We start from the raw sequence: 21,305 nt of genomic DNA on the forward strand, positions 1-21,305 counted from the left end.
TCAAACCCTCTCGATGATTGTGGCGATACCCATGCCTGCGCCAACGCATAACGTGATCAGTGCCCGACGGTCGCTGCGGCGCTCCAGCTCTACGACCATGGTGCCGACCAGCATCGCGCCGGTGGCGCCGAGCGGGCGGCCCATGGCGATCGCGCCGCCGTTGACGTTGACCTTCGTCGGCGATGCCGAGGTCACGCTGGAACTCCAGCACGACCGCCGCGAACGCTTCGTTGAGCTCATCCAGGTCGATGTCGTCGACCCACAAGCCGGCCTTGTCGAACACCTTGCGGGCGGTCGGCGGCGGCCCGGTGAGCATGATGGTCGACTCCGCTCCCGAGACCGCGGTGGCCACGACCCGTGCCCCGGAGCCAGACCGAGCTGCGTGCCGACCTGCGCGTTGCCGATCAGCACCAAGGCAGCACCGTCGACGATGCCCGAAGAGTTCCCCGCGTGGTGCACGTGGTTGATCCGCTCCACGGTGTGGTACGTCTGCAGCGCCACGGCGTCGAAGCCGCCCGACTCACCCATGGCGGCGAAAGACAACGGCAGCGCGCCAAGGCTTTCCGCAGTGGTTTCCGGGCGGAGCAGCTGATCGTGGTCCAGGATCACCTGACCGGTCCGGTCACGGACCGGGTTCACCGACTTGGCGAAGTAGCCCCCGCTCCACGCCGCGGCGGCACGGGCGTGCGAACGCGCAGCATAGGTGTCGACTTCGGTGCGGCTGAATCCGCCCATCGTCGCGACCAGATCCGCCGCGACGCCCTGCGGCACCAGGTATCCGTCGTAGGCCGTGGCCGGTTCCTGGGTGTACGCGTCGCCGTCGGACCCGAGCGGCACCGGCGACATCGACCCGACACCGCCGGCCAGGATCAGTGAATCCCAACCCGAGGCCTCCTTCTGGGCAGCGGTGTTGACCGCCTCCAGGCCCGAGGCGCAGAACCGGTTGAGCTGAACGCCCGCGACTGTGGGGGGCAGGCCCGCGGCGAGCGCCGCGACCTTGGCGATGTCCGAGCCTTGGTCGGCGACGGGGCTGACCACGCCCAGGATCACATCGTCGATCAGGTTGGGATCGAGTTCGGGGTGGCAACCGCGCATTTCCTGGATGAGCCCCACCACGAGGTCGATCGGTTTGACTGTCGATAGCGCTCCGTTGCGCTTACCCTTACCGCGCGGTGTGCGGATCGCATCGTAGACCAATACGTCAGTCACCACATGTCCTTCGTGCAAATTTCGGATACGGCTGAAGTGTGGGTGCCGGTCATGCGAAACCGTCCATCGACGACAGCACGCGCATCATCACCTCGTCAGCGCCACCGCCGATGGCCAGCAACCGGTTGTCGCGGAAGAAGCGGGCAGTCCACGTCTCCTCCATGTAGCCGACACCGCCGTGCACCTGCAGGCACCAGTCGGCGACCTGGCGCACCAGTCGCCCGGCCTTGAGCTTGGCCACCGTGGCCATCCGAGTGACGTTCTCACCGTCCATGAACGCCTGCGCGATGGCGCGGTTGTAGACCTTGAGCAGGTCGGTCTCCGCAGCGAGTTCGGCGTAGGTGTACGCGAGGTACTGCTGGGCGGACAGCGGCTGGCCGAACACCTTGCGCTGCTTGGCGTAATCGCGGGTACGGCCGAGTGCGATCTCTATGCCCGAGGGCACCGAGTAACAGCCCCACATGCGTTCCATCACGAACTGTTCCATCTGCTGCTGGAAGCCGCGGCCGATGGTGCCGATGGTGTTGGATACCGGGACGCGGACGTCGTCGAAGGACAGCAGCCCGGTGTCGGATGCGCGCATGCCGAGCTTGTGGAGCTTCTTGGCGACCGAGAATCCGGGCGTGCTAGTGGGTACGATGATCTGGCTCATGCCCTTGAACCCGCCCTCGTCGGAGGTTCGGGCCAGCACGCAGAGCCAGTCGGCCTGCAGGGCGTTGGTGATGTAGATCTTGGCGCCGTTGATGATCCAGTCGTTGCCGTCGCGGCGGGCCCGGGTCTTCAGTGCCGCCACGTCGGATCCGGCGTCGGGTTCGGTGATGGCCACTGCGGCGATCGCATCGCCGCGGATGGCGGGGCTGAGGAACTGTTCCTTGAGTTCGTCGGTGCCGTACTTGTGCAACGACGGGGTTGCCATCGCGTTGTGCACGCCGAACGCCATCGGGAAGGAGCCGTGGTCGACCCGGCCCATCTCCTCGGCCAGCACCAGGGTGAACAGATGGTCGGCGCCCTGGCCACCGTAGGCCGGGTCGTAATCGAGGCCGACGAAGCCGAGTTTGGCCATCTCGCCGATGATTTCACGCAGCGGCATCATTCCCGCCGCCTCCCACTCATCGATATTCGGGTTGATGCGTTCATCGACGAATCGGCGCACCGACGCGCGGAACTCTTCGTGTTCGGGGGAAAACACGGTCATGACGGAATCTCCTCTGCAGGGATCAGCGATTGCAGTGCCGTGGCCACGCGCACGGGCATGTCGAGCAGTTGTTGGGCAACGGCCTTGCCTTGCGGGTCCACGCGCAGCGACGCGGTGCCACCGGCACCAAGACCGTCGCGGAGCAAGAAGTTCACCGCGTGCAGACCGGGCAGGCCAAACCGCTGCACTGAGGTCGCGCCGAGGTGGGCGAGGTACTCGCCGACAGCCTTCGAGGTCACCTGGGAGTGCAGGATCGGCTCGAACTCGGGGCGGCGCGCGATGATCCCGATGTTCACGTCGGCGCCCTTATCGCCGGAGCGGCCGTGCGCGATCGCCCGCAACGGAACCTCGACGGTATGGGGTTCCTCAACCGTTTCACCCACCGGATCGGATCCGCGCGGGCCGTCGAGAGGTTCACAAATTTCCGTTGGCACATCCGTGAATTCGACAGGATGCCCGTTGACCTCAACGCTGGCCGGCAGCAGTTCGCGCGGCACCAGGAAGCAGTCGAGTCGCAGTACCGGCGACGGCGACGGCAGCGCACCCCCACCGCCGATTCCCGGCGGGCCGGACAGGCCCATGGACGGAAACTCCCGGATCAATGCGGACAGCGCCTTCGCGTCGTCGTGGCTGACGGCGATGCGCACCCACACCTCGCGCGCCGCAGCGGTCCTGGCGTGCGGACCGTAGGTGTCCTCGGCGCCGATGATGTCGACGTGCTCGGCGCGGAGGTCGGCGAATCCTCGGGCGGCCAACAAGGTTCGGAACCGTGCCAGCATGTCGGCGGCAACCCGTCGGCCTTTGGCAACCGCATCGTGACCGGCCAGGAAGAACGCGACCTGGGCGCGCACCCCGTCGAGCACCTGCGCGCAGGCCTTCAGGGTGGGCGTCGGGGCGGTACCACGCGCCCCCGCGACCTGCACCCGGTTCGGGCCGATCTCGGTGAGCCGGACCTGGGTCCAGTCGCAGGCAACGTCGGGCAGCAGATACGCGGCGGGGTCACCGATCTCGTAGACGAGTTGCTCTCCGACCGTGCGCCGGTCGACCAGCCCGTCGCTGCCCGCCGGGGTGGTCAGCACGAACGTTCCGTCCGCGGCGACCTCGGCGATCGGGTAGCCGCTGTTGGCCCAGCTGGTGGTCACCTGCCAGTCGGTGAGCAGGCCGCCGGTGGACTGCGGCCCGCATTCCAGCAGGTGTCCGGCCAGGCTGCCGTGCGAGAGCTGGTCGAAATCCTCCGCTGACCAGCCGAATTCATGGATCAGCGGGCCCAGCACCAGGGCACTGTCGGCACACCGGCCAGTGACTACGATGTCGGCGCCCGCGGCCAGTGCCGCGGCGATGGGTCGAGCACCGAGGTAGGCATTCATGCTGATAGGCCGCTTCGGCACCGGGGTACCCCGGCCGATCTCGCGCAGCTCGGAGTCGCGAAGCGTGTCGAGCAGCGGAAGCACGTCGTCACCGGTGACGGTCGCAATCGACACCTCACAGCCGGCGTCGACCGCCGCCTTGCGCAGCACATCGGCAGCGGCCCGGGGGTTGATCCCACCGCCGTTGGTGATGACTTTGACGCCGCGCTCGAGATAGCCGGACAGATTCTCACCGATGATCCGGATCACGTCGCGCGCATAACCCTGGTCGGGATCTTTCATGTGCGCCTTGGTCAGGATCGCCATGGTGATCTCGGCCAGCGACTCGTAGATCAGGTAGTTGCACCGCCCGTCGGCGAGCAGTTGCGGCGTCGCCAGATAGGAGTCGCCCCACATGCCTGCGGCGCCGCCGATGGTCACAGTCTTCATACGTGGTACCCCAACAGCCTTGCGGCCCAGTCTGTGAGCGGCTCGCTCGCGCCACCACCGATGCGGAACACGCGCGCGTCCCGGTAGTTGCGCTCGATTTCCGTTTCACGCATGAAGCCCATGCTGCCGTGCAATTGAGCGGCGGCATCGACGACGAACGTGCAAGCATCGGCAGCGGCGATCTTGGCCAGACAGGTTTCGGTGGTGACCTGTTCTCCCTCAGCGAAACGCCCCGTCACGGCGCGGACATAGGTCCTGGCGACCTCGATGCGCTGGTACATTTCGACGAGCTTGTGCTGCACGACCTGTCGGCTGATCAACGCCTGCCCGAAAGTCACCCGCGACCGCACGTGCTCGACCGTCAGATCGAGGCTGCGCTTCGCAATGGCACAGGCTTGAATGGCCAGCATCAGCCGCTCCGACATCAACTGGTGCATCAGCAGACCGAACCCGTCGCCCTCACGGCCGACGAGGTTCCCGGCGGGCACCCGGCAGTCGCTGAAGGCGAGTTCGGCGGTGTCCGAACACAACCAACCCATCTTGTCCAGCTTGCGCGACACCGTGAAGCCGGGCGTGCCCGCTTCGATCACCAGGATCGACAACCCCTTGAGCCCTGGCTCGCCGGTGCGTACCAGCGTGGTCACGAAGTCGGCCCGGGTACCGGAGGTGATGAACATCTTGGCGCCGTTGACGACGTAGTGGTCACCATCGCGCCGCGCCGTCGTCCTGGTGGCGGCGAGGTCGGATCCGACGTCGGACTCGGTCACGCCAAGGGAACCGACCTTTTCCCCCGTCAGAGCGGGTTTGACGAACCGCCGCACCTGATCGGGGGTGCCGACCGCCACCATGTTCGGCAACGACACATTGTGGGTCAGCAGGGCTGCGAGCGAACCGGTCGAGGCACCGCCGGCCATCAGGCCTTCGGCCAGCACCATGGCGTCGATCACCGAACCGCCCTCGCCACCAACTTCCTCGGGGTAGCCCACGCCGAGCAGTCCGGCGGTGGCTGCCTTCTTTGCCAGCTCGGCCGGGATCAGACCGTTGCGTTCCCAGGCATCCAGGTCCGGCGCAATCTCGCGCTCGGCGAAGCCACGGGCGGCGGTGCGCAACGCCTTTCGTTCGTCGGTTTCGAACGAGGTGTTGGTCATCTACGCCTCCTCCGCTGCGCGAATCCGCACCAGCACCTCGTCGGCGGCGACCTGTAACCCGGCGGTGGCGATCTCGTCGACTACCCCGGGCACGTCGGCGACGACGGGGCGTTCCATCTTCATCGCTTCCAGCACCATCAGCGGTGTCCCGGCCTCGACGGTGTCGCCGACGTGGGCGAACACATTGGTCACGGTGCCGTGCATGGGCGAAAGCAGGACTCCGCTACCGGCGGCCGCGGCGGCATCCGGCGGATCGAGCAGAGTGTCCCGCAAGTCCAGATCCAAATCCCTGAAAGCGAGCATGATCCGGTCGTGTCCGATGCACAGTGCCTGTGCGTCGGCGACGACGCCGTCCACTGTCAGCGGCTCTGCCAGCCCGACCTGGTGGCGAGCCCCGGCGATCGTGACAGTGAGCCCGGCACCGTTACGGAGAAGCTGAATCTCCTCGCCGCCCAGGACCATCACCGAATGCATCTCGGCGCCGTTGGTCCAGCCCGCAAGCCCGGGCGTTCGGCGGGCGGCGGCGCGTTCCCGTTCCCGGTGCAGCCAGCCCGCCGCGACAGCAAGGTGTCGGGTCGAGGGCTCGCGCCGCTCGGTGAGGCTGACCTGATCGAGGAACGCCGTGGTGGCCTCGCTCTCGGCGAACCGGTCGTGGCGCAGGATGTCGATCAGGAAGGTGCGGTTGGTGGTGAGCCCGAAGATTCTGGTGCGTTCCAGCGCGCTGATCAGGCGGCGCCGTGCCTGTTCGCGGTTCGCGCCGTGCGCGATGATCTTGGCCAGCAGCGGATCGTAGTGGCTGCCGACGGTACTTCCGGTTGCGATCCCGGAGTCGACCCGGATACCATCGCCCACCGGCGGTTCGAAGGCGACGACGTCACCGGTCACCGGCAGGTAGTCGTTGTACGGGTCCTCGGCGTACAGGCGGGCCTCGATGGCGTGGCCGCCTAGCTCGACATCGCCGCCCGCGAGTTGAAGCTGTTCGCCCTGGGCGATCCGCAACTGGGCGTCGACCAGGTCGAGCCCTGTCACGAATTCGGTCACCGGGTGTTCGACCTGCAACCGCGTGTTCATCTCAAGGAAGTAGAACTCGCCGTCAGCGTCGAGCAGGAACTCGACCGTCCCGGCACCGACGTACCCGATGCTGGCGGCGGCGGCCACGCCGGCGTCGCACATCTTCTGTCGCAGTTCGGGGGTCAGCGCCGGGCTGGGCGACTCTTCGACCACCTTCTGATGGCGGCGCTGCACCGAACAGTCGCGCTCTCCCAGCGCGATCACATTGCCGTGCTCGTCACCGAGCACCTGGATCTCGACGTGTCGGGGGCCGAAGAGGGCCCGCTCCAACAGTAGTACATCGGAGCCGAAGGCCGACAACGCTTCCCGTCGCGCGGCCGCGATGGCGTCCGGGACCTCGTCCGGTCGGGTCGCCAGCCGCATACCCTTGCCGCCGCCACCGGCCGACGCTTTGACCATCAGCGGCAGACCGACCCGCGCGGCCTCGACCAGCAGCCGTTCGTCGGATTGATCCTCGCCCTGATAGCCCGGCAGCATGGGCACACCCGCATCGGCCATCAACCGTTTGGACGCGGCCTTGTCGCCCATCGCGCGGATCGCCTCGGGGGTCGGCCCGATGAACACGATGCCAGCATCGGCACAGGCTTGGGCAAACTCGGCACGCTCGGACAGAAACCCGTATCCGGGGTGAACTGCCTGTGCTCCAGAGGCTTTCGCCGCGGCGATGATCTTGTCCGCGTCGAGGTAGGACTCGCTGGCCCGAGCAGGACCCAGGTGCACCGCGGTGTCAGCGGCCGACACGTGCGGGGCATCGGCGTCGGCATCGGAGTACACCGCAACGGTCCGATAGCCCTGATCCTGGGCGGTGCGGATCACCCGCACCGCGATCTCGCCACGGTTGGCGATCAGTAGGGTGTCGAATCTCATACGGTCTTCACCCATTCCGGATCCCGCTTGCCGAAGAACGAGGCAACCCCCTCATGTGCCTCGGGTCCGACCATCGTGTCCGCGAACCGCAGCGCGGCATGGTCCAACAGGTCCTCCAGCTCCATTTCCAGTGCCGCATGGGCAAGTTCTTTGGTGAGCGCGTTGGCTTCCGGCGCACATCGCAACACCTGGTTAACCGTTCGCTCCACCGCGGCATCGAGCGCTTCTATGTCGGGTACGACCTCGTCGATCAACGACAGCCGCATGGCTTCTTCGGCGCCGATGACCGCCGAGGTGAGCATCAGACGCCGGGCGTGGTGCAGCCCGATCCGGGCGACGACGAACGGAGAGATCTGCGCGGGCGTCAGGCCGAGTTTCGTCTCGGTGAGCGCGAACCGCGCCGATGCCGTGCAGATCGCGATGTCGGCGATCGCCACCAGGCCCATGCCGCCGGCCATCGCGGCCCCGTCGACCGCGGCGATGACGGCGACAGGCAGCCGGTCCCAGGCCGCCAGCGCGGTGCCATAGTTGCGGTTCGCCGCGGCGATGTGCGCCCGGTCCGGATTGTCGCCCTGGAAGACGTCGCGGAAGGACTTCAGATCACCGCCGGCGCAGAATGTTTCACCTACGCCTCGCAGTACCACGGCGCGCAACTGGGATTTCTCGACGTACTCGGCAATCCGGACCAGCCCGTCGAGTACGTCGGCCGACAGCGCGTTGCGGTGTTCGGGCCGGTTGAGGGTGACGAGCAGAACTCCGCTGCATTCACTCAGGAGCAGTCCATCTATTTCGAGAGGCATAGTGGTCATGGTCGACTCACATCCTGGCCACGCCGAAGGTGACCGGTCGGGCGCGAAGTTGCGCGGCCTCGTCGGCCGTCGAGAGTACGAAGCCGAGCACGTTGCGGGTCATGCGGGGGTCGATCACGCCGTCGTCGACGCCGCGTCCGGAGACGTAAAACGCGTCGCCCTGGCGCTCGAGCAGCGAGGCCACCTCGCTCTCGTTGGCCTTGAGCACGTCCTCGGGTACCTCGATGCCCCGCCGTTTGGCGGCCGCCTCGGCCACGATCCGCATCGTCATCCCAGCCTGTTCGGACCCCATCAGACCGATTCGCGCACTCGGCCAGCCGAAGAGGAAGCGTGGCCCGTAGCCGCGCCCGCACATACCGTAGTTGCCTGCACCGAAGCTGGCGCCGAGCATGAAGGTGAACTGCGGAACGGTGGCATTCGACACGGCCTGAATCATTTTCGATCCGTGCTTGATCATGCCGCCGCGTTCGTAGGCGGTGCCCACCATGAAGCCGGTGGTGTTCTGCAGGTACGTGATCGGCGTACCGACCTGGCTGCAGTGCTGGATGAAATGCGCTGCCTTGGTGGCGCCTTCGTTGTCGATCGGGCCGTTGTTGCCGATGAAGGCGACCGTGCGGCCGTGCACCTCACCCTCGAGACATATCGTCTGGGAGCCGTAACGGCCCTTGAAGTCGGTGAAATCGGATCCGTCGACGATGCGCGCGACCACTTCGCGGACGTCGTAGGGCTGGCGGTAGTCGACCGGTACCACCCCGGCCAGCTCATCCGGATCGTAAGCCGGGTCGGCGAATCCGGCCGGAACATCGCGCAGCTGCCTGCTCCCCCAGCCGGTGCGCGCGACGGCCTCGCGGACGAGCCGGATGGCGTCGTTGTCGTCCTCGGCCAAGTACTCCACCAGGCCCGAGACGTCGGCGTGCATCTGTGCACCGCCGAGATCCTCGTCGGTGGCGATCTCACCGGTGGCCGCCTTGAGCAGAGGCGGGCCGGCCAGGAACGCCTTGCCACGCCCCTGCACCCCGATCACCACATCCGACAACCCGGGCATATAGGCCCCGCCCGCGGTCGATGAGCCGTGCAACACCGTGATCACCGGCAGCCCCGCCGCGGACAGCCGCGCCAGGTTGGCGAACATCTCGCCACCCAGCACCCAACCCTCCACCCGGTAGGCCGGGATGTTGGCGCCCGCACTCTCCACCAGATGCACGAAGGGCAACCGGTTCTGCAGGGCGATGCGCTGGCTGCGCATGATCTTGTTCAGGGAGGCCGCCGAGAGCGCGCCTGCGTTGATGCCGGAATCGCTGGCCACGACCACGCAGCGGACACCCGAGATGAAACCGATGCCGGCGAGCAAGCTGCCCCCGGGTACCGAGGTCGCCCGATCGGCGTCGCGCAGCCCGTCCTCGGCCATCGCGTAACCGATCAGGTTCTGCAGTTCGAGGTAGGGTGCCCCCGGATCGAGCAGCCGCGCCAACCGCTCACGCGGCAACAGTTGGTTGCGCGCCGTGAACCGGTCCGCTGACCGCTCGGACGCGGTCCGCGCCCGGCCTTCCAGCCCGCGCAGCTCGTCGACGAGTGCGAGCATGGCCGCGCGATTCGTGCGGAAGTCGTCGCCGCCGGGATCTACCCGCGTCCGAAACCTAGCCACCGTATCCGGCCACCTTTCATGAGTGTCACTCACGACAACCTGAGTGGCACTCATATAAGTGAGACATATATCTCGCCCAGTGTCAAACGTGCTGGGCCTGATCGTGACTCGCGTGCAATAATTTTGAATATGAGCACTACTCATGTCGACTCCCAGACACGTGGCGACCGGACCCGCGGTGCGATCCGCGCCGCCGCCGACCAGTGCTTCCGCCAGTACGGTTTCGACGCCACCGGCGCCGAGATTGCCCGACGGGCCGGTGTCGTCGAGGGGACCGTGTTCCTGCACTACCGCAACAAGGCCGGCCTGCTCACCGCCGTGATGAGCGATTTCTACGACCTGCTGCAGTCCGAGGCCGAACGCTCGCTGCTCCGCCCCGGCACCGCGGTCGAGCGGTTCCGGCTCCTCGTCGACGGCTGGGCCCACCGGATGGAAACCGACTGGGACCTGATCAACGTCTTCGTCCATCACGCCCAGAACGCCCCCGCTTCCGAGCTTGCCAAGACCATGCATGCGCGTAGCCGCGACTACACCCGGTTGTTCGTCGCCCTGATCAAGGAACTACAGACCGACGGCCACCTGCCCGCGGACACCCCGGCCGCGATCCTGCGGGATATGGTCTTCGGCGCCCTGGAGCACACCGTCCGCGGCCACATCTCGGCGGGCCGATCGGTGCGCGTCCGCGCAACCGCACAGCAGATCATCGACCTGCTGCTGCTCGAGCGCGAGCCGCCACTCGACACGGACCGACTCGGCGCGATCGAGTCGAAGCTGGACCGGCTCCTGTCCCGCACGGCCACCGAATGACCTACAGCGACGTGCAGCGCCGGTCGTATTCCACGGACGGACGTATCAGCTGGACGGCCAAGGTGACCTACGCCTTGGCCCGGGCTGCGGCCGACGTCGAGCCGTGTCCCGGTGAACCGGGCCAGCATGCGGGCTCTCGCCGCGATCGATCCGGTTGCCGGTTTTCTGCAGCGGGCCACCGGCGTCGACCGCGAGCCGATCAAGTGGCACGGGTTCAGGGGCGAACTGGTCAGGACGAAGGGAGCGCACACGCCGATCTCCGACGGCGTCATCCTGTATCTACGGCGGAGGCGGATTCGCCATGGGCGGGCTGGGGAGCCATCGCGCCGTCGTCGCGCGGCACGCAAGGTAGACCGGCCTGCCAGTGCTGCACATCGCCTACCGGCAACTTCCGGACACCTCGATCGATCGACCAATCGAGGACTGCCTGACCGCCTACCGCTGGCTGCTGACCAACGGCGGCAATGCTGCCACGATCGGGTTCGGCGGTGAATCCCGGGGGCTTTCTCGCTTTCGCGACTGCACTGCGCGCCGCCGAACGTGGATTACCTGCGCATGCAGGGATTTTCAGCTGTTCCGGGATCTATGATCTGAACTGCGAGAGCAAGTTGTCGCACCGCAACGCCGCCCGCGACCCCGTCATACCGATCAAGCCGACGGAGAAACTCTTCGGGTTGGGCGCCGCGCCCCACCCACTCACCCAATGTCGACTGTCCCCCGTCGACAGCCCACTTCTGGGTAAGCTGCCTCCCGCCCTGCTCGTCGTCGGCGGATCAGAGGTGCTGCGCCCGGATTCCGAACTGCTGGCGCGGCACCTCGCAACCGCCGGCGTGCCGTGCAGTCTGCAGATCTGGCGAGGCCAGCTGCACGCATTCCCACAGGAGTTACCGTTCCTTCCGGAAAGCGCCGCGGTGCTCGCCGACATCACCCGATTCGTCGCCGAACGGATCGGCGCAGCAGATCAGCCGGCCCGACCGGCGTAACAACCTCATTCGATCAATTCACCACGGTGGCCAACGCCGAGCTCACGGAGCGCCGGTCAGCTGACCCATCGCCTCGGCCTGCCTGCAGACCATGCCGTCCACCATGTCGGTGAGGTAGTCGACCAACTCGGCGCGGGTGGCGTTGAGTCGGCCTTCGGTCCAGTCCAGGAACAGCGTCACCACCGAACCGGACAACGCGCTCACGTCGAGTCGCAGCGCGACCGTGTTGACCGAGACCCCGCCGGCGAGTCCGAATGCGGTGGTCAGAACGAAATTGGGCAGCACGGAGTACGCGTGGTCGCGCAACGCGTTCTCGGCGAACGCGTTGCGCAGGGCGACCCGCACAATCCGAGGGTCGTCCTCGAACAAGGCCGCGGCGGAATCGAACGCCGCGCGGATCCGGGCGGCCGGGTGGTGATCGGCGGCGCGGACGGCTTCGACGACCACGGCCCGCACCCGCTGCACAGCATCGTCGAAGATTGCGACCAGCAGTTCGTCGCGACTGGAGAAGCTCTCATAGAAATAGCGGGGACTCAGCTGTGCCTCGCGTGTCACCGCGCGCATGGTCAGGGCGGATCCACCCTCGTCAGCAAGGATGCGGTAGCCGGCGACGATGAGTTGACGGCGACGGTCTTCGACACGGTCGCTCAGCGTTCGGCCCCCGTACACGCCGGTATCTCCATCGCTCCTTGACACGCGTTCAGGGTATCAGGAATCATTCGATTCAAGAGATATACGCCGATTCCAGAATGGGTCGGTACCAGATATGGCGAGCGAGTTCACCGATGACCAGTCATATGTACCCACGTACGCCGATCAGGCACACGCCGTCACCGCCCGCAACGTGCAGTTCGACGGGGAAGGGGTGCCCCCTGCACTACCTGCCCGGCGAGCCGGTTGCGACGCCGTTCTTCAATTTCATGCACCTGGTGCTGCCCGAGGCGGACCGGGACTTGAACCGCGTCGAGGTGCGCCACGAGGTGCAGGACCGTTTTGTCGCCGATGTCGAGTCACGCAGCCAGTCGACCGTCTGGGTGACCGGCGGCTGCAAGAGCTGCTACACCAACGACAAGGGGAACAATGCGGGTCTCTACCCGGACTGGAGCTTCGAATATCGCTACCGCACACGCAAATTCGACCGGGAATCCTACGAGGTGAGCTCATGACCCACTATGACGTCCGAGACAAGGTGGCCGTGATCACTGGTGCCGGACAGGGCATCGGTTTGGCCGCGGCGAAGATTCTCGACGCCCGGGGGGCGCGGATCGCGCTGCTCGACGTCGACGGCACCAAGGCGGACAAGGCCGCGACGGGCCTGCGCGACGCCATCGGGCTGGCGGTCGACGTCCGCGACCGTGCCGGTATAGCCGACGCAATCGCCGAGGTCACCAACCACTTCGGCCGGATCGACGTGGTGGTGGCCAATGCCGGTGTCGTCCCCGAGCCGTCGACGCTGCGCACCATGGACGGTGACGAGTTCGACCGGGTCATCGGGATCAACCTGACCGGCGCCTTCAACACCATCCGGCCCGCGCTGGAGCAGGTGATCGCCAACAGCGGCCATGTCACGGTGATCGCATCGGTGGCCGCGTTCGCCCCGGGCGCGGGCGGATCTCCCTACATGATCAGCAAAGCCGCGGTCGAACAGATGGGCCGCGCGCTACGCATGGAACTCGGCCCGACCGACGCGTCGGCGGGTGTGGTGTATTTCGGTGTCGTCGACACCGATATGACCCACCGCGCCATCGACGATGACGAGATCGGTCGCGACCTCGGCGCGATGCTGCCGTGGCCGTTGAACCGCCGCATCAGCGCCGAGGATGCGGGTCTGGTGGTTGCCGACTCGATCTGCGCTCGGGCGGGACGAGCAATGGCACCTGCCGGCTGGAACGTGTATAGCCTGCTGCGAGGTGTCCTCACCGCGGCAACCGATCCTCTGCTGGTCCGCGACCATCGCGTACACGACATCATCCGGCGAATCGAAGCGCGCCGATCCGGATCCCGTTACCCATGACCTTCTCGGCCGGTGTCGCGCCGATGTCGATGCTGGCCGGGCTCAGGTGAGCCTTGGCCAACTCAAGGTCCTCGGCCCAGTACACGCATGACACCGCTTCCGGACACCACCGGGGGCTGATTGGCTACCAGTGGCATGACCGGGGCGACCCACCGTGAGCAGGAAATCCGCCGCGCCCCGCCAGGCTGACGCCTACGGCGCCGAGCGAGATCGCACGGCTTCAACTGCACGACAACCCGCCATCACCGCCTACCTGCACCGGCGACGACAACCTCACGAGCGAGCTGCCTAACGGCGGATACCACGACTAGGGTCATCCCACGCCGACCCCGCCGACCGAGACGTCGCGTGGCATTTGTCGTGCCAGCTAAACTCACACCCGCCACATCCTGACCAGCCGACATCTCCTGTCAGCTCGTCCGGAACGGCAGGAGGACGCCGATGACATCGCTAAAATCTGCTGGTCGCGCCAATCGGTGAGGTTTTAGTCCGTTATTCGAAGACGTCCCCCGCCCCCGTAGCTCAGGGGATAGAGCACGGCTCTCCTAAAGCCGGTGTCACAGGTTCGAATCCTGTCGGGGGCACTCTGCTGGTTTCGCGCGGCGGTGATGGCTGACCGTGTTTCGGCTGAGGGTTGACGGTGACTTCGGTTGATCCTCGACACCCCACCCAGGCGAACGCGCCGCGCACCGGAACGAAATTACCGCCGACCGACCCGCGCCCACTGTGCGAGAATGATCAGGCCCCGCCCCAGAGCAGCAAAGGTACACACACTATGGTCATCGCGTTGATCGTCATCGTCGCCCTCGTGGTGCTGTTCGGGTTGATGCTGTTGGGCATCTACAACGGACTGGTCCGGCTGCGCAACGCGTTCAAGAACGCGTTCGCCCAGATCGACGTGCAGCTAACCCGTCGCCACGACTTGATCCCCAACCTCGTCGAGACGGCGAAGGCCTACCTGGCCCACGAGCGCGAGACGCTGGAAGCCGTGGTGCAGGCTCGCAACGCCGCGGTCTCGGCGAAGGCCACCGCGTCGGCCAACCCCGGCGATCCGGCCGCGATGGGCCAGCTGTCGGCCACCGAAGGCGCACTGACCGGGGCGCTGGGCCGACTGTTCGCGCTCCGCGAGGCCTACCCGGACCTCAAGGCCAGCCAGAACATGATGCAGCTCTCCGAGGAACTGACCTCCACCGAGAACCGCATCGCCTTCGCCCGGCAGGCCTACAACGACGCGGTGATGAACTACAACAACAAGCGCGAGGTGTTCCCGTCGGTGCTGTTCGCCGGCGCGTTCGGCTTCACCCCGGCCGCGCAGCTGGAGATCACCGGCCCGGAAGTGCGCGAGGTTCCTCGCATCCAGTTCTGATCCGCCATGGACTTCTTCGAACGCCAGCGGCAGGTCCGCGCGGCGTCCAACCGGATGGTGCTGCTGTTCGTCGCGGCGGTGTTGGCGATCACCGCGGTCGCCAACCTCGCGGTCATGCCGTTCGTCCTCCCCGAGCAACGGGTGGCCACGGTGCTCCTGGTCAGCATCGGCGTGCTGACGCTGATCTGCGGCGTGTCGGTGGTCAAGACGTTGACGCTGCGGCAGGGCGGCGGCACCAAGGTCGCCGAAAGCCTGGGCGGGGTCCGGGTTCCGGATATGCCCGCCGACCCCAAGCTGCAGCGTTACCGCAATGTCGTCGAAGAGGTCGCGATCGCCTCCAGCACACCGGTGCCGGTGCTCTACTACCTGCCGCAGGAGCAGGCCATCAACGCCTTCGCCGCCGGCTACACCCCCGCGGATGCGGCGGTCTGCGTGACCCAGGGCTCACTGGACCGACTCAACCGCGACGAACTGCAGGGCGTGATCGCCCACGAGTTCAGCCACATCGTCAACGGCGATATGCGGTTGAGCCTCAAGCTGATCGGCGTGGTCTCCGGGATCATCGCGTTGGCCGTTGTGGGCCGGATCCTGTTCGGCACGCGCGGCGCCTCCAGTCGCGACCGCGGTGCGGCACCGCTGATGATCCTCGGCTTGGTGCTGTATCTGGTCGGCTGGATCGGGGTCTTCTTCGGGCGCCTGATCAAAGCAGCGGTCTCCCGCCAGCGGGAGTATCTCGCCGATGCCTCCGCCGTCCAATTCACCCGGCAGACCGCCGGATTGACCGGTGCACTCAAGAAGATCGGCGGGCTTCCGGCCGGATCCCAGCTCGACAGCCCGCGCACCGAGGACGTCAGCCACATGCTGTTCGGTCCGGGGCTGCGGATCTCCTCGCTGTTCGCCACCCACCCCCCACTGCTGGAGCGCATCCGGGTGCTCGAGCCCGGTTTCAACCCCGCGGAACTGGAACAACTCAAACGGCACTGGCAGGTCCAGCCCGCCGACGGCATGGCCGAGGACGCCCGATCGATGGGTCTGGCCGCGGCGCCGGCCGCCACGGCCGCCAGAGCGCCCTGGCGTCCGCCGACCCAGACCTCGGGCGGCCGCGACTACGCCTCCGCGGTCGGCAACCCCGCCGCCGCGTCTTACCGGGCCGGCGCGCAACTGCGCGAAGCGATCCCGCCGAAACTCGCCCAGTGGGCCCACAACCGGGCGACGGCGGTGCCGTTGGTCTACGCGCTGATCTTCGACCGGGACGAGAAGATCCGGCGCACCCAGCACCAGATCGTGGCCCGCGCCCACGGCAGCCAACTCGCCGACCAGGCCTGGAACTGCGGCGCCGAACTGGCGACGCTGGACCCTCGGCTGCGTCTTCCGCTCGCCTCGATCGCGTTCCCGGCGCTGCGCGGGCACTCCCAGCCCGAGCAGCAGCAACTGATGGCCGTCGTCGGTGAGCTGATCAACGCCGACGGCCGGCTCGACGTCTTCGAATACTGCTTGGGCACCCTGATCTTCGTCGGTCTCAACGAATCGGTGGCGTCGACGTCGCCGTGGCGGAGCAGGCGCCAGAGCCTCGCTTCGGCGCGCACCGCGGTCTGTCACCTGCTGGCCGTGCTGGCCCAGACCGGCAACGACGATCCGACTGCAGCCACCGCCGCGTTCCGGGCCGGTATCGCCGTCGCCTATCCCGGCGAGGCCATCCCGTTGCTGCCCACCGACGGGGTGCGGGGACTGGAGCAGGTCTGGCCGGTGATCGACGGACTGGTCGGCGCGGACAAGGCCGCCGTGGTCAACGCGGCGGTCACCACGGTGACCGCCGACGGCGTGGTCACGGTCGCCGAATCGGAGTTGCTGCGCACCATCTGCGGTGTGCTGCACTGCCCGGTCCCGCCGGTGCTCTAGCCTTCCACCAGCGGTGACGCACGTCACAAACTTTGCGTTGTCGAGCAAACTTGCCTACTTCTGCAACGTAGGGCAGGCTTCGCTAAATGTCGGAGAGCAGTCTGCGCGAGCGCAAGAAGTTCGCCACCAAAGAGGCCCTCGGGCGCGCCGCGCTCGACCTGGCCGTGCAACGCGGCCTCGACGCCGTCACCGCCGAGGCGATCGCCGAGGCCGCCGACGTCTCCACCCGCACCTTCCACAACTACTTCTCCTGCAAGGAAGACGCGGTGCTGTTCGAGTTGGAGAAATCCGCCCAGCAGCTGGTCGAGGCGTTCCGCGACCGCAGCCCCGACGAAGCGCTACTCGACTCGCTGGAGGCCGTACAGGTGGAGTTCGTCGAGTCCGCCGCCGGACTGGACCGGATGATCGCGGTGACCCGGCTGATGGCCGCCCACCCCGCCCTGATCGCCCAGCATGTGGCGGCCAACGACTCGACGTCCCAGGCGATGTTGGCCGAGATCGGCCGGCGCACCGGCACCGACCCGGACACCGACCTGTACCCACGGCTGGTGTTCCACACCACCAGCGCGATCGCCCTGGCCGTCATCGAACAGCACCTCAACGCCGGAGCCGACACCGCATCGTCGCGCCCCGCGCTCGTCGAGGCGATCCGCGCCGCCTACGCCCAACTCAAATCCGGTCTGCCCCAACCGAACCGTGCGACGGTGATCTGAAATGAGACAGTTCCCCCTGTTTGCCGCGCTGTCCAAAATCTGGATCCCGCTGGTGATCGTCGCGGTGCTCGTCGTCGGCGGCTACTCCGTGTGGAAGGTGCGCAAGATCTTCGGTTCCCATGTTCCGGAGACCTACGCCGGCAGCATGACCGACGACAGCAACAACTCCAACCCCAAGCGCGTCACCTACGAGATCTTCGGCCCGCCCGGTGCGGTCGCCGACATCAACTACTTCGATGACGAAGGCCAGACCAACCAGGTCAACGGTGCGACCCTGCCCTGGTCGGTCACGCTCGTCACCAACGCCCCGGCGATGGTCGGCAACATCGTCGCCCAGGGCAGCAGCGACTTCATCGGCTGCCGCATCACCGCGAACGGCGAGGTCAAGGACGAAAGGACGGCCCACGAGGTGAGCGCCTACATCTACTGCTTCTCGAAGTCGGCATGAGTCACTCCCGCGGCAACACCGACCGCACGTTCTTCGCCCGCTGGATCCGGCGGCTGGCGATCCCGATCATCCTGATCTGGCTGCTGCTGGTGTTCGTGCTCAACACCGCGATCCCGTCGCTGGAGGACGTCGGTCAGGCACGCACCGTGTCGATGAGCCCCAAGGAAGCGCCTTCGATGAAGGCGATGACCAAGATGGGCGAGTTGTTCGGGGAGGGCGACACCGACAACGTCGCGATGATCGTCCTCGAGGGCGAGGAGCCCCTCGGCCGCGACGCCCACGACTACTACGACGAGCTGCTCGAACGACTCCGCGCCGACCCGCACGTGCAGAACGTGCAGGACTTCTGGGGTGATCCGCTCACCGAGGCGGGGGCGCAGAGCACCGACGGCAAGGCCACTTACGTCCAGATCAACCTCGCCGGCAACATGGGCGAGTCGCTGGCCAACGAGTCGGTGGAGTCGGTGCGCGGGGTCATCGAGGACTACCCGCCACCGGACGGGATCACCGTCTATGTCACCGGTCCCGGTGCGCTGCAAGCCGACATGAACCATGCCGGTGACCGGACCATGCTCAAGATCATGCTGGTGACCTTCCTGGTCATCATCACGATGCTGATGCTGGTCTACCGCTCGATCACGACGGTGATCATGCTGCTGCTGATGGTCGGGCTGCAGTTGAGTGCGGCACGCGGCATCGTCGCCGCCCTCGGCCATTACGAGATCATCGGGTTGTCGACGTTCGCGGTGAACCTGTTGGTGTCGTTGACGATCGCCGCGGGCACCGACTACGGCATCTTCCTGATCGGCCGCTATCAGGAGGCCCGCCAGGCCGGCTACAGCCGCGAGGACTCCTACTACATCAGCTTCAACGGCACCGCGCACGTCATCCTCGGCTCCGGTTCCACCATCGCCGGCGCGGTGTTCTGTCTGAGCTTCACCCGCATGCCCTACTTCCAAACCCTCGGTGTGCCCTGCGCGGTCGGCATCATGGTCGGTGTCGTGGTGGCCCTGACCCTCGGACCCGCGGTGATGACCGTCGGCGGGCGCTGGGGCCTGTTCGACCCGAAACGCAAACTCGAGGTGCACGGCTGGCGCCGGGTGGGCACCGTCATCGTGCGCTGGCCCGGCCCGGTGCTGGCCGCGTCGATCGCGGTGGCCATCGTCGGGCTCGCGGCGCTGCCCGGCTACCGCACCAACTACGATGACCGCCAATACATCCCGCAGGACATCCCGGCCAACGCCGGGTTCACCGCCGCCGACCGCCACTTCTCCCAGTCCCGGCTGAACCCGGAGATGCTGCTGCTCGAGGCCGATCACGACATGCGCAACTCCGCTGACTTCCTGGTGCTGGACAAGATCGCCAAAGCCGTCTTCCGGGTGCCGGGCGTGGCTCGGGTCCAGGCCATCACCCGACCGCAGGGCACCCCGATCGAGCACACCTCGATCCCGTTCATGATCAGCATGCAAGGCGCCGGTCAGATGCAGAACATGAAGTTCCTCAAGGACCGGATGGACGACATGCTCACCCAGGCCAACGAGATGGGCAAGACGGTCGCCACCATGCGGCGCATGCACGCCATGATGAGTGAACTCAGCGGCATCACCCACGAGATGGTCACCGACATGGACGAGTTGCAGGGCACCATCCACGAGATGCGTGACCACATCGCCGACTTCGACGACTTCTTCCGCCCGATCCGCAACTACTTCTACTGGGAGCCACACTGTTTCGACATCCCGGTGTGCTGGTCGCTGCGGTCGATCTTCGACACCATCGACGGCATCGACGTGATGACCGAGACGATGGACTCGATGATCGGCAACATGCACAACATGGACATGCTGATGCCGCAGATGGTGGCGCAGTTCGGTCCGATGATCGAGACCATGTCGACCATGCAGACGATGATGTACACGATGCACAGCACCATGTCGGGCATGTACAAGCAGATGGAGGAACTCGGCGAGGGCTCCACCGAGATGGGCAAGGCCTTCGACGCCGCCAAGAACGACGACTCGTTCTATCTGCCGCCCGAGATCTTCGACAACCCCGATTTCCAGCGCGGCCTGAAGATGTTCCTCTCCCCCGACGGCAAGGCGGTGCGGATGATCATCGCCCACCGCGGGGACCCGGCGTCGGAGGAGGGCATCTCCCATATCGAACCGATCCGCCAGGCCGCGATCGAAGCGGTCAAGGGCACTCCGTTGGAGGACGCCACGATCTCCCTCGGCGGCACCGCCGCGGTCTTCAAGGACATGCGCGACGGCTCCAAATACGACCTGATCATCGCCGGCATCGCGGCGCTGTGCCTGATCTTCATCATCATGCTGATCATCACCCGCGCGCTGATGGCCGCACTGGTGATCGTGGGCACGGTGGCGCTGTCGCTGGGCGCATCCTTCGGGCTGTCGGTGCTGATCTGGCAGCACATCATCGGCATGGACTTGCACTGGATGGTGCTGGCCATGTCGGTGATTATCCTGCTGGCGGTCGGCTCGGACTACAACCTGCTACTGGTGTCCCGGTTCAAGGAGGAGATCCACGCCGGCTTGCATACCGGCATCATCCGCGCGATGGGCGGCACCGGGAAGGTGGTGACCGCCGCCGGGTTGGTCTTCGCGTTCACCATGATGTCGATGGTGGTCAGCGACCTGCGGGTGATCGGCCAGGTGGGTTCGACGATCGGGTTGGGTCTGCTGTTCGACACGCTGATCGTGCGCTCGTTCATGACCCCGTCGATCGCGGCACTGATGGGCCGCTGGTTCTGGTGGCCGATGAACGTGCCCTCCCGCCCGCCGCGGCAGATCCGCCCCGCTGCCGCCGCCGACACCGACCGGATCGCCACCGGTCAACCCAGCGGCGACTGAGGACGCGCCGGGTCGGCGCGCAACTGCGCGACCAGCGCCCAGACCGAGCAGCCCGCCGCGGCCAGCGCAGCGCCGGCGCCGATGAACATCCCGTAGCCGGTCGACGCCTCGGCGGCGACGTGGTGGCGGTAGTAGAGCGTCGATACCGCCAGGATCAACGCCGAAATGGTCAGCGCGGCAACCGCGGCGCCTTTCGGGGTGAGACCGCGGCCGATCATGGCGCCGGTCACCAGCAGCAGCGCCGCGAGCAGCAGGACCGTCTGGCCGCTGCCGAAACCGTCCGGGCGCGGCAGGTCACCGACCACCCCGCCGATCGCGTTGGCGCGGCCGGTTCCGGTTGTGGCCCACGGCAGCCAGGTGCTCGCCGACACGATCAGCGCGCAGAACGCGACCGACCAACCGGGCTGGGGGCGGGGCATGGTTCGACACTAACGGGTGCGCCGGCCCCGCCCGGACGGGTGGTGG

15 protein-coding genes, 1 tRNA gene and 3 pseudogenes are annotated in these 21,305 nt (G+C 66.7%); 10 read left to right on the plus strand and 9 right to left on the minus strand.

Going from position 1 to position 21,305, the window contains the following annotated elements:
- From A5643_RS16240 to A5643_RS16270, 7 genes and pseudogenes are all read right to left on the minus strand, one after another.
- A pseudogene (locus A5643_RS16240) lies at positions 1–1,212 on the minus strand (acetyl-CoA C-acetyltransferase).
- A gap of 46 nt (positions 1,213–1,258) precedes the next feature.
- Positions 1,259–2,404 (minus strand): acyl-CoA dehydrogenase family protein, encoded by a 1,146-nt coding sequence (locus tag A5643_RS16245; RefSeq protein WP_066857823.1) that lies wholly within the window; start codon positions 2,402–2,404, stop codon positions 1,259–1,261.
- Positions 2,401–4,200 (minus strand): acyclic terpene utilization AtuA family protein, encoded by a 1,800-nt coding sequence (locus A5643_RS16250; RefSeq protein WP_066857826.1) that lies wholly within the window; start codon positions 4,198–4,200, stop codon positions 2,401–2,403. The genes A5643_RS16245 and A5643_RS16250 overlap by 4 nt, the downstream gene beginning before the upstream one ends.
- Positions 4,197–5,348 carry an acyl-CoA dehydrogenase family protein gene (locus A5643_RS16255; RefSeq protein ID WP_066857829.1) on the minus strand — a complete coding sequence of 384 codons (1,152 nt, stop codon included), beginning with the start codon at positions 5,346–5,348 and terminating at the stop codon, positions 4,197–4,199. Before A5643_RS16255 ends, A5643_RS16250 begins: the two co-directional genes overlap by 4 nt.
- Complete coding sequence (locus A5643_RS16260; RefSeq protein ID WP_066857832.1) at positions 5,349–7,286, minus strand: acetyl/propionyl/methylcrotonyl-CoA carboxylase subunit alpha; 1,938 nt, start codon at positions 7,284–7,286, stop codon at positions 5,349–5,351.
- The gene (locus A5643_RS16265; RefSeq protein WP_197497752.1) at positions 7,283–8,086 is read right to left on the minus strand and encodes an enoyl-CoA hydratase-related protein; all 804 of its coding nucleotides are present in this window, start codon (positions 8,084–8,086) and stop codon (positions 7,283–7,285) included. The genes A5643_RS16260 and A5643_RS16265 overlap by 4 nt, the downstream gene beginning before the upstream one ends.
- Positions 8,087–8,102: 16 nt before the next feature.
- Positions 8,103–9,677 (minus strand): acyl-CoA carboxylase subunit beta, encoded by a 1,575-nt coding sequence (locus A5643_RS16270; RefSeq protein ID WP_286143677.1) that lies wholly within the window; start codon positions 9,675–9,677, stop codon positions 8,103–8,105.
- A gap of 192 nt (positions 9,678–9,869) precedes the next feature.
- Between A5643_RS16270 and A5643_RS16275 the strand changes: the two genes are divergently transcribed.
- Positions 9,870–10,547, plus strand: a complete 678-nt coding sequence (locus tag A5643_RS16275) for a TetR/AcrR family transcriptional regulator (RefSeq protein WP_066857841.1) — start codon at positions 9,870–9,872, stop codon at positions 10,545–10,547.
- Positions 10,548–10,911: 364 nt separating this feature from the next.
- Positions 10,912–11,530, plus strand: a pseudogene (locus A5643_RS18790) (alpha/beta hydrolase fold domain-containing protein).
- A gap of 42 nt (positions 11,531–11,572) precedes the next feature.
- On the opposite strand, the gene A5643_RS16285 reads toward A5643_RS18790, so the two are convergent.
- On the minus strand, positions 11,573–12,226 hold the full coding sequence (locus A5643_RS16285; protein ID WP_066857844.1) for a TetR/AcrR family transcriptional regulator: 654 nt from the start codon (positions 12,224–12,226) through the stop codon (positions 11,573–11,575).
- Between the two features lie 89 nt (positions 12,227–12,315).
- Between A5643_RS16285 and A5643_RS18320 the strand changes: the two genes are divergently transcribed.
- From A5643_RS18320 to A5643_RS16325, 8 genes and pseudogenes are all read left to right on the plus strand, one after another.
- Positions 12,316–12,696 carry a hypothetical protein gene (locus A5643_RS18320; protein ID WP_156628852.1) on the plus strand — a complete coding sequence of 127 codons (381 nt, stop codon included), beginning with the start codon at positions 12,316–12,318 and terminating at the stop codon, positions 12,694–12,696.
- Positions 12,693–13,544 (plus strand): short-chain dehydrogenase/reductase, encoded by an 852-nt coding sequence (locus A5643_RS16295; RefSeq protein ID WP_066857850.1) that lies wholly within the window; start codon positions 12,693–12,695, stop codon positions 13,542–13,544. The genes A5643_RS18320 and A5643_RS16295 overlap by 4 nt, the downstream gene beginning before the upstream one ends.
- A gap of 511 nt (positions 13,545–14,055) precedes the next feature.
- A tRNA-Arg gene (locus A5643_RS16300) sits at positions 14,056–14,128 on the plus strand.
- A 191-nt stretch (positions 14,129–14,319) separates the two neighbouring features.
- Positions 14,320–14,910 (plus strand): LemA family protein, encoded by a 591-nt coding sequence (locus A5643_RS16305; protein WP_197497754.1) that lies wholly within the window; start codon positions 14,320–14,322, stop codon positions 14,908–14,910.
- A 6-nt stretch (positions 14,911–14,916) separates the two neighbouring features.
- Positions 14,917–16,809, plus strand: a complete 1,893-nt coding sequence (locus A5643_RS16310; RefSeq protein ID WP_066857853.1) for a M48 family metallopeptidase — start codon at positions 14,917–14,919, stop codon at positions 16,807–16,809.
- 86 nt (positions 16,810–16,895) lie between these two features.
- Positions 16,896–17,522 (plus strand): TetR/AcrR family transcriptional regulator, encoded by a 627-nt coding sequence (locus A5643_RS16315; RefSeq protein ID WP_066857856.1) that lies wholly within the window; start codon positions 16,896–16,898, stop codon positions 17,520–17,522.
- Between the two features lies 1 nt (position 17,523).
- Positions 17,524–17,970, plus strand: coding sequence for an MmpS family transport accessory protein (locus tag A5643_RS16320; RefSeq protein WP_082949006.1), 447 nt, complete (start codon positions 17,524–17,526; stop codon positions 17,968–17,970).
- Positions 17,967–20,925 (plus strand): annotated as a pseudogene (locus tag A5643_RS16325) (MMPL/RND family transporter). The gene A5643_RS16320 and the pseudogene A5643_RS16325 overlap by 4 nt, the downstream one beginning before the upstream one ends.
- Here the strand turns inward: A5643_RS16325 and A5643_RS16330 are convergent.
- On the minus strand, positions 20,822–21,259 hold the full coding sequence (locus A5643_RS16330) for a hypothetical protein (protein WP_066857859.1): 438 nt from the start codon (positions 21,257–21,259) through the stop codon (positions 20,822–20,824). The pseudogene A5643_RS16325 and the gene A5643_RS16330 sit on opposite strands and share 104 nt — an antisense overlap.
- Positions 21,260–21,305 lie beyond the last annotated feature (46 nt).

The organism is Mycobacterium sp. 1274756.6 (genome assembly GCF_001668625.1).
Lineage (GTDB): Bacteria > Actinomycetota > Actinomycetes > Mycobacteriales > Mycobacteriaceae > Mycobacterium.

Coding starts and splice junctions, on each gene's coding strand:
- A5643_RS16245 (WP_066857823.1), bottom strand. CDS start 2,404: ATGACCGTGTTTTCCCCCGAACACGAAGAGTTCCGCGCGTCGGTGCGC.
- A5643_RS16250 (WP_066857826.1), bottom strand. CDS start 4,200: ATGAAGACTGTGACCATCGGCGGCGCCGCAGGCATGTGGGGCGACTCC.
- A5643_RS16255 (WP_066857829.1), bottom strand. CDS start 5,348: ATGACCAACACCTCGTTCGAAACCGACGAACGAAAGGCGTTGCGCACC.
- A5643_RS16260 (WP_066857832.1), bottom strand. CDS start 7,286: ATGAGATTCGACACCCTACTGATCGCCAACCGTGGCGAGATCGCGGTG.
- A5643_RS16265 (WP_197497752.1), bottom strand. CDS start 8,086: ATGCCTCTCGAAATAGATGGACTGCTCCTGAGTGAATGCAGCGGAGTT.
- A5643_RS16270 (WP_286143677.1), bottom strand. CDS start 9,677: ATGCTCGCACTCGTCGACGAGCTGCGCGGGCTGGAAGGCCGGGCGCGG.
- A5643_RS16275 (WP_066857841.1), top strand. CDS start 9,870: ATGAGCACTACTCATGTCGACTCCCAGACACGTGGCGACCGGACCCGC.
- A5643_RS18320 (WP_156628852.1), top strand. CDS start 12,316: ATGACCAGTCATATGTACCCACGTACGCCGATCAGGCACACGCCGTCA.
- A5643_RS16295 (WP_066857850.1), top strand. CDS start 12,693: ATGACCCACTATGACGTCCGAGACAAGGTGGCCGTGATCACTGGTGCC.
- A5643_RS16305 (WP_197497754.1), top strand. CDS start 14,320: ATGGTCATCGCGTTGATCGTCATCGTCGCCCTCGTGGTGCTGTTCGGG.
- A5643_RS16310 (WP_066857853.1), top strand. CDS start 14,917: ATGGACTTCTTCGAACGCCAGCGGCAGGTCCGCGCGGCGTCCAACCGG.
- A5643_RS16315 (WP_066857856.1), top strand. CDS start 16,896: ATGTCGGAGAGCAGTCTGCGCGAGCGCAAGAAGTTCGCCACCAAAGAG.
- A5643_RS16320 (WP_082949006.1), top strand. CDS start 17,524: ATGAGACAGTTCCCCCTGTTTGCCGCGCTGTCCAAAATCTGGATCCCG.
- A5643_RS16330 (WP_066857859.1), bottom strand. CDS start 21,259: ATGCCCCGCCCCCAGCCCGGTTGGTCGGTCGCGTTCTGCGCGCTGATC.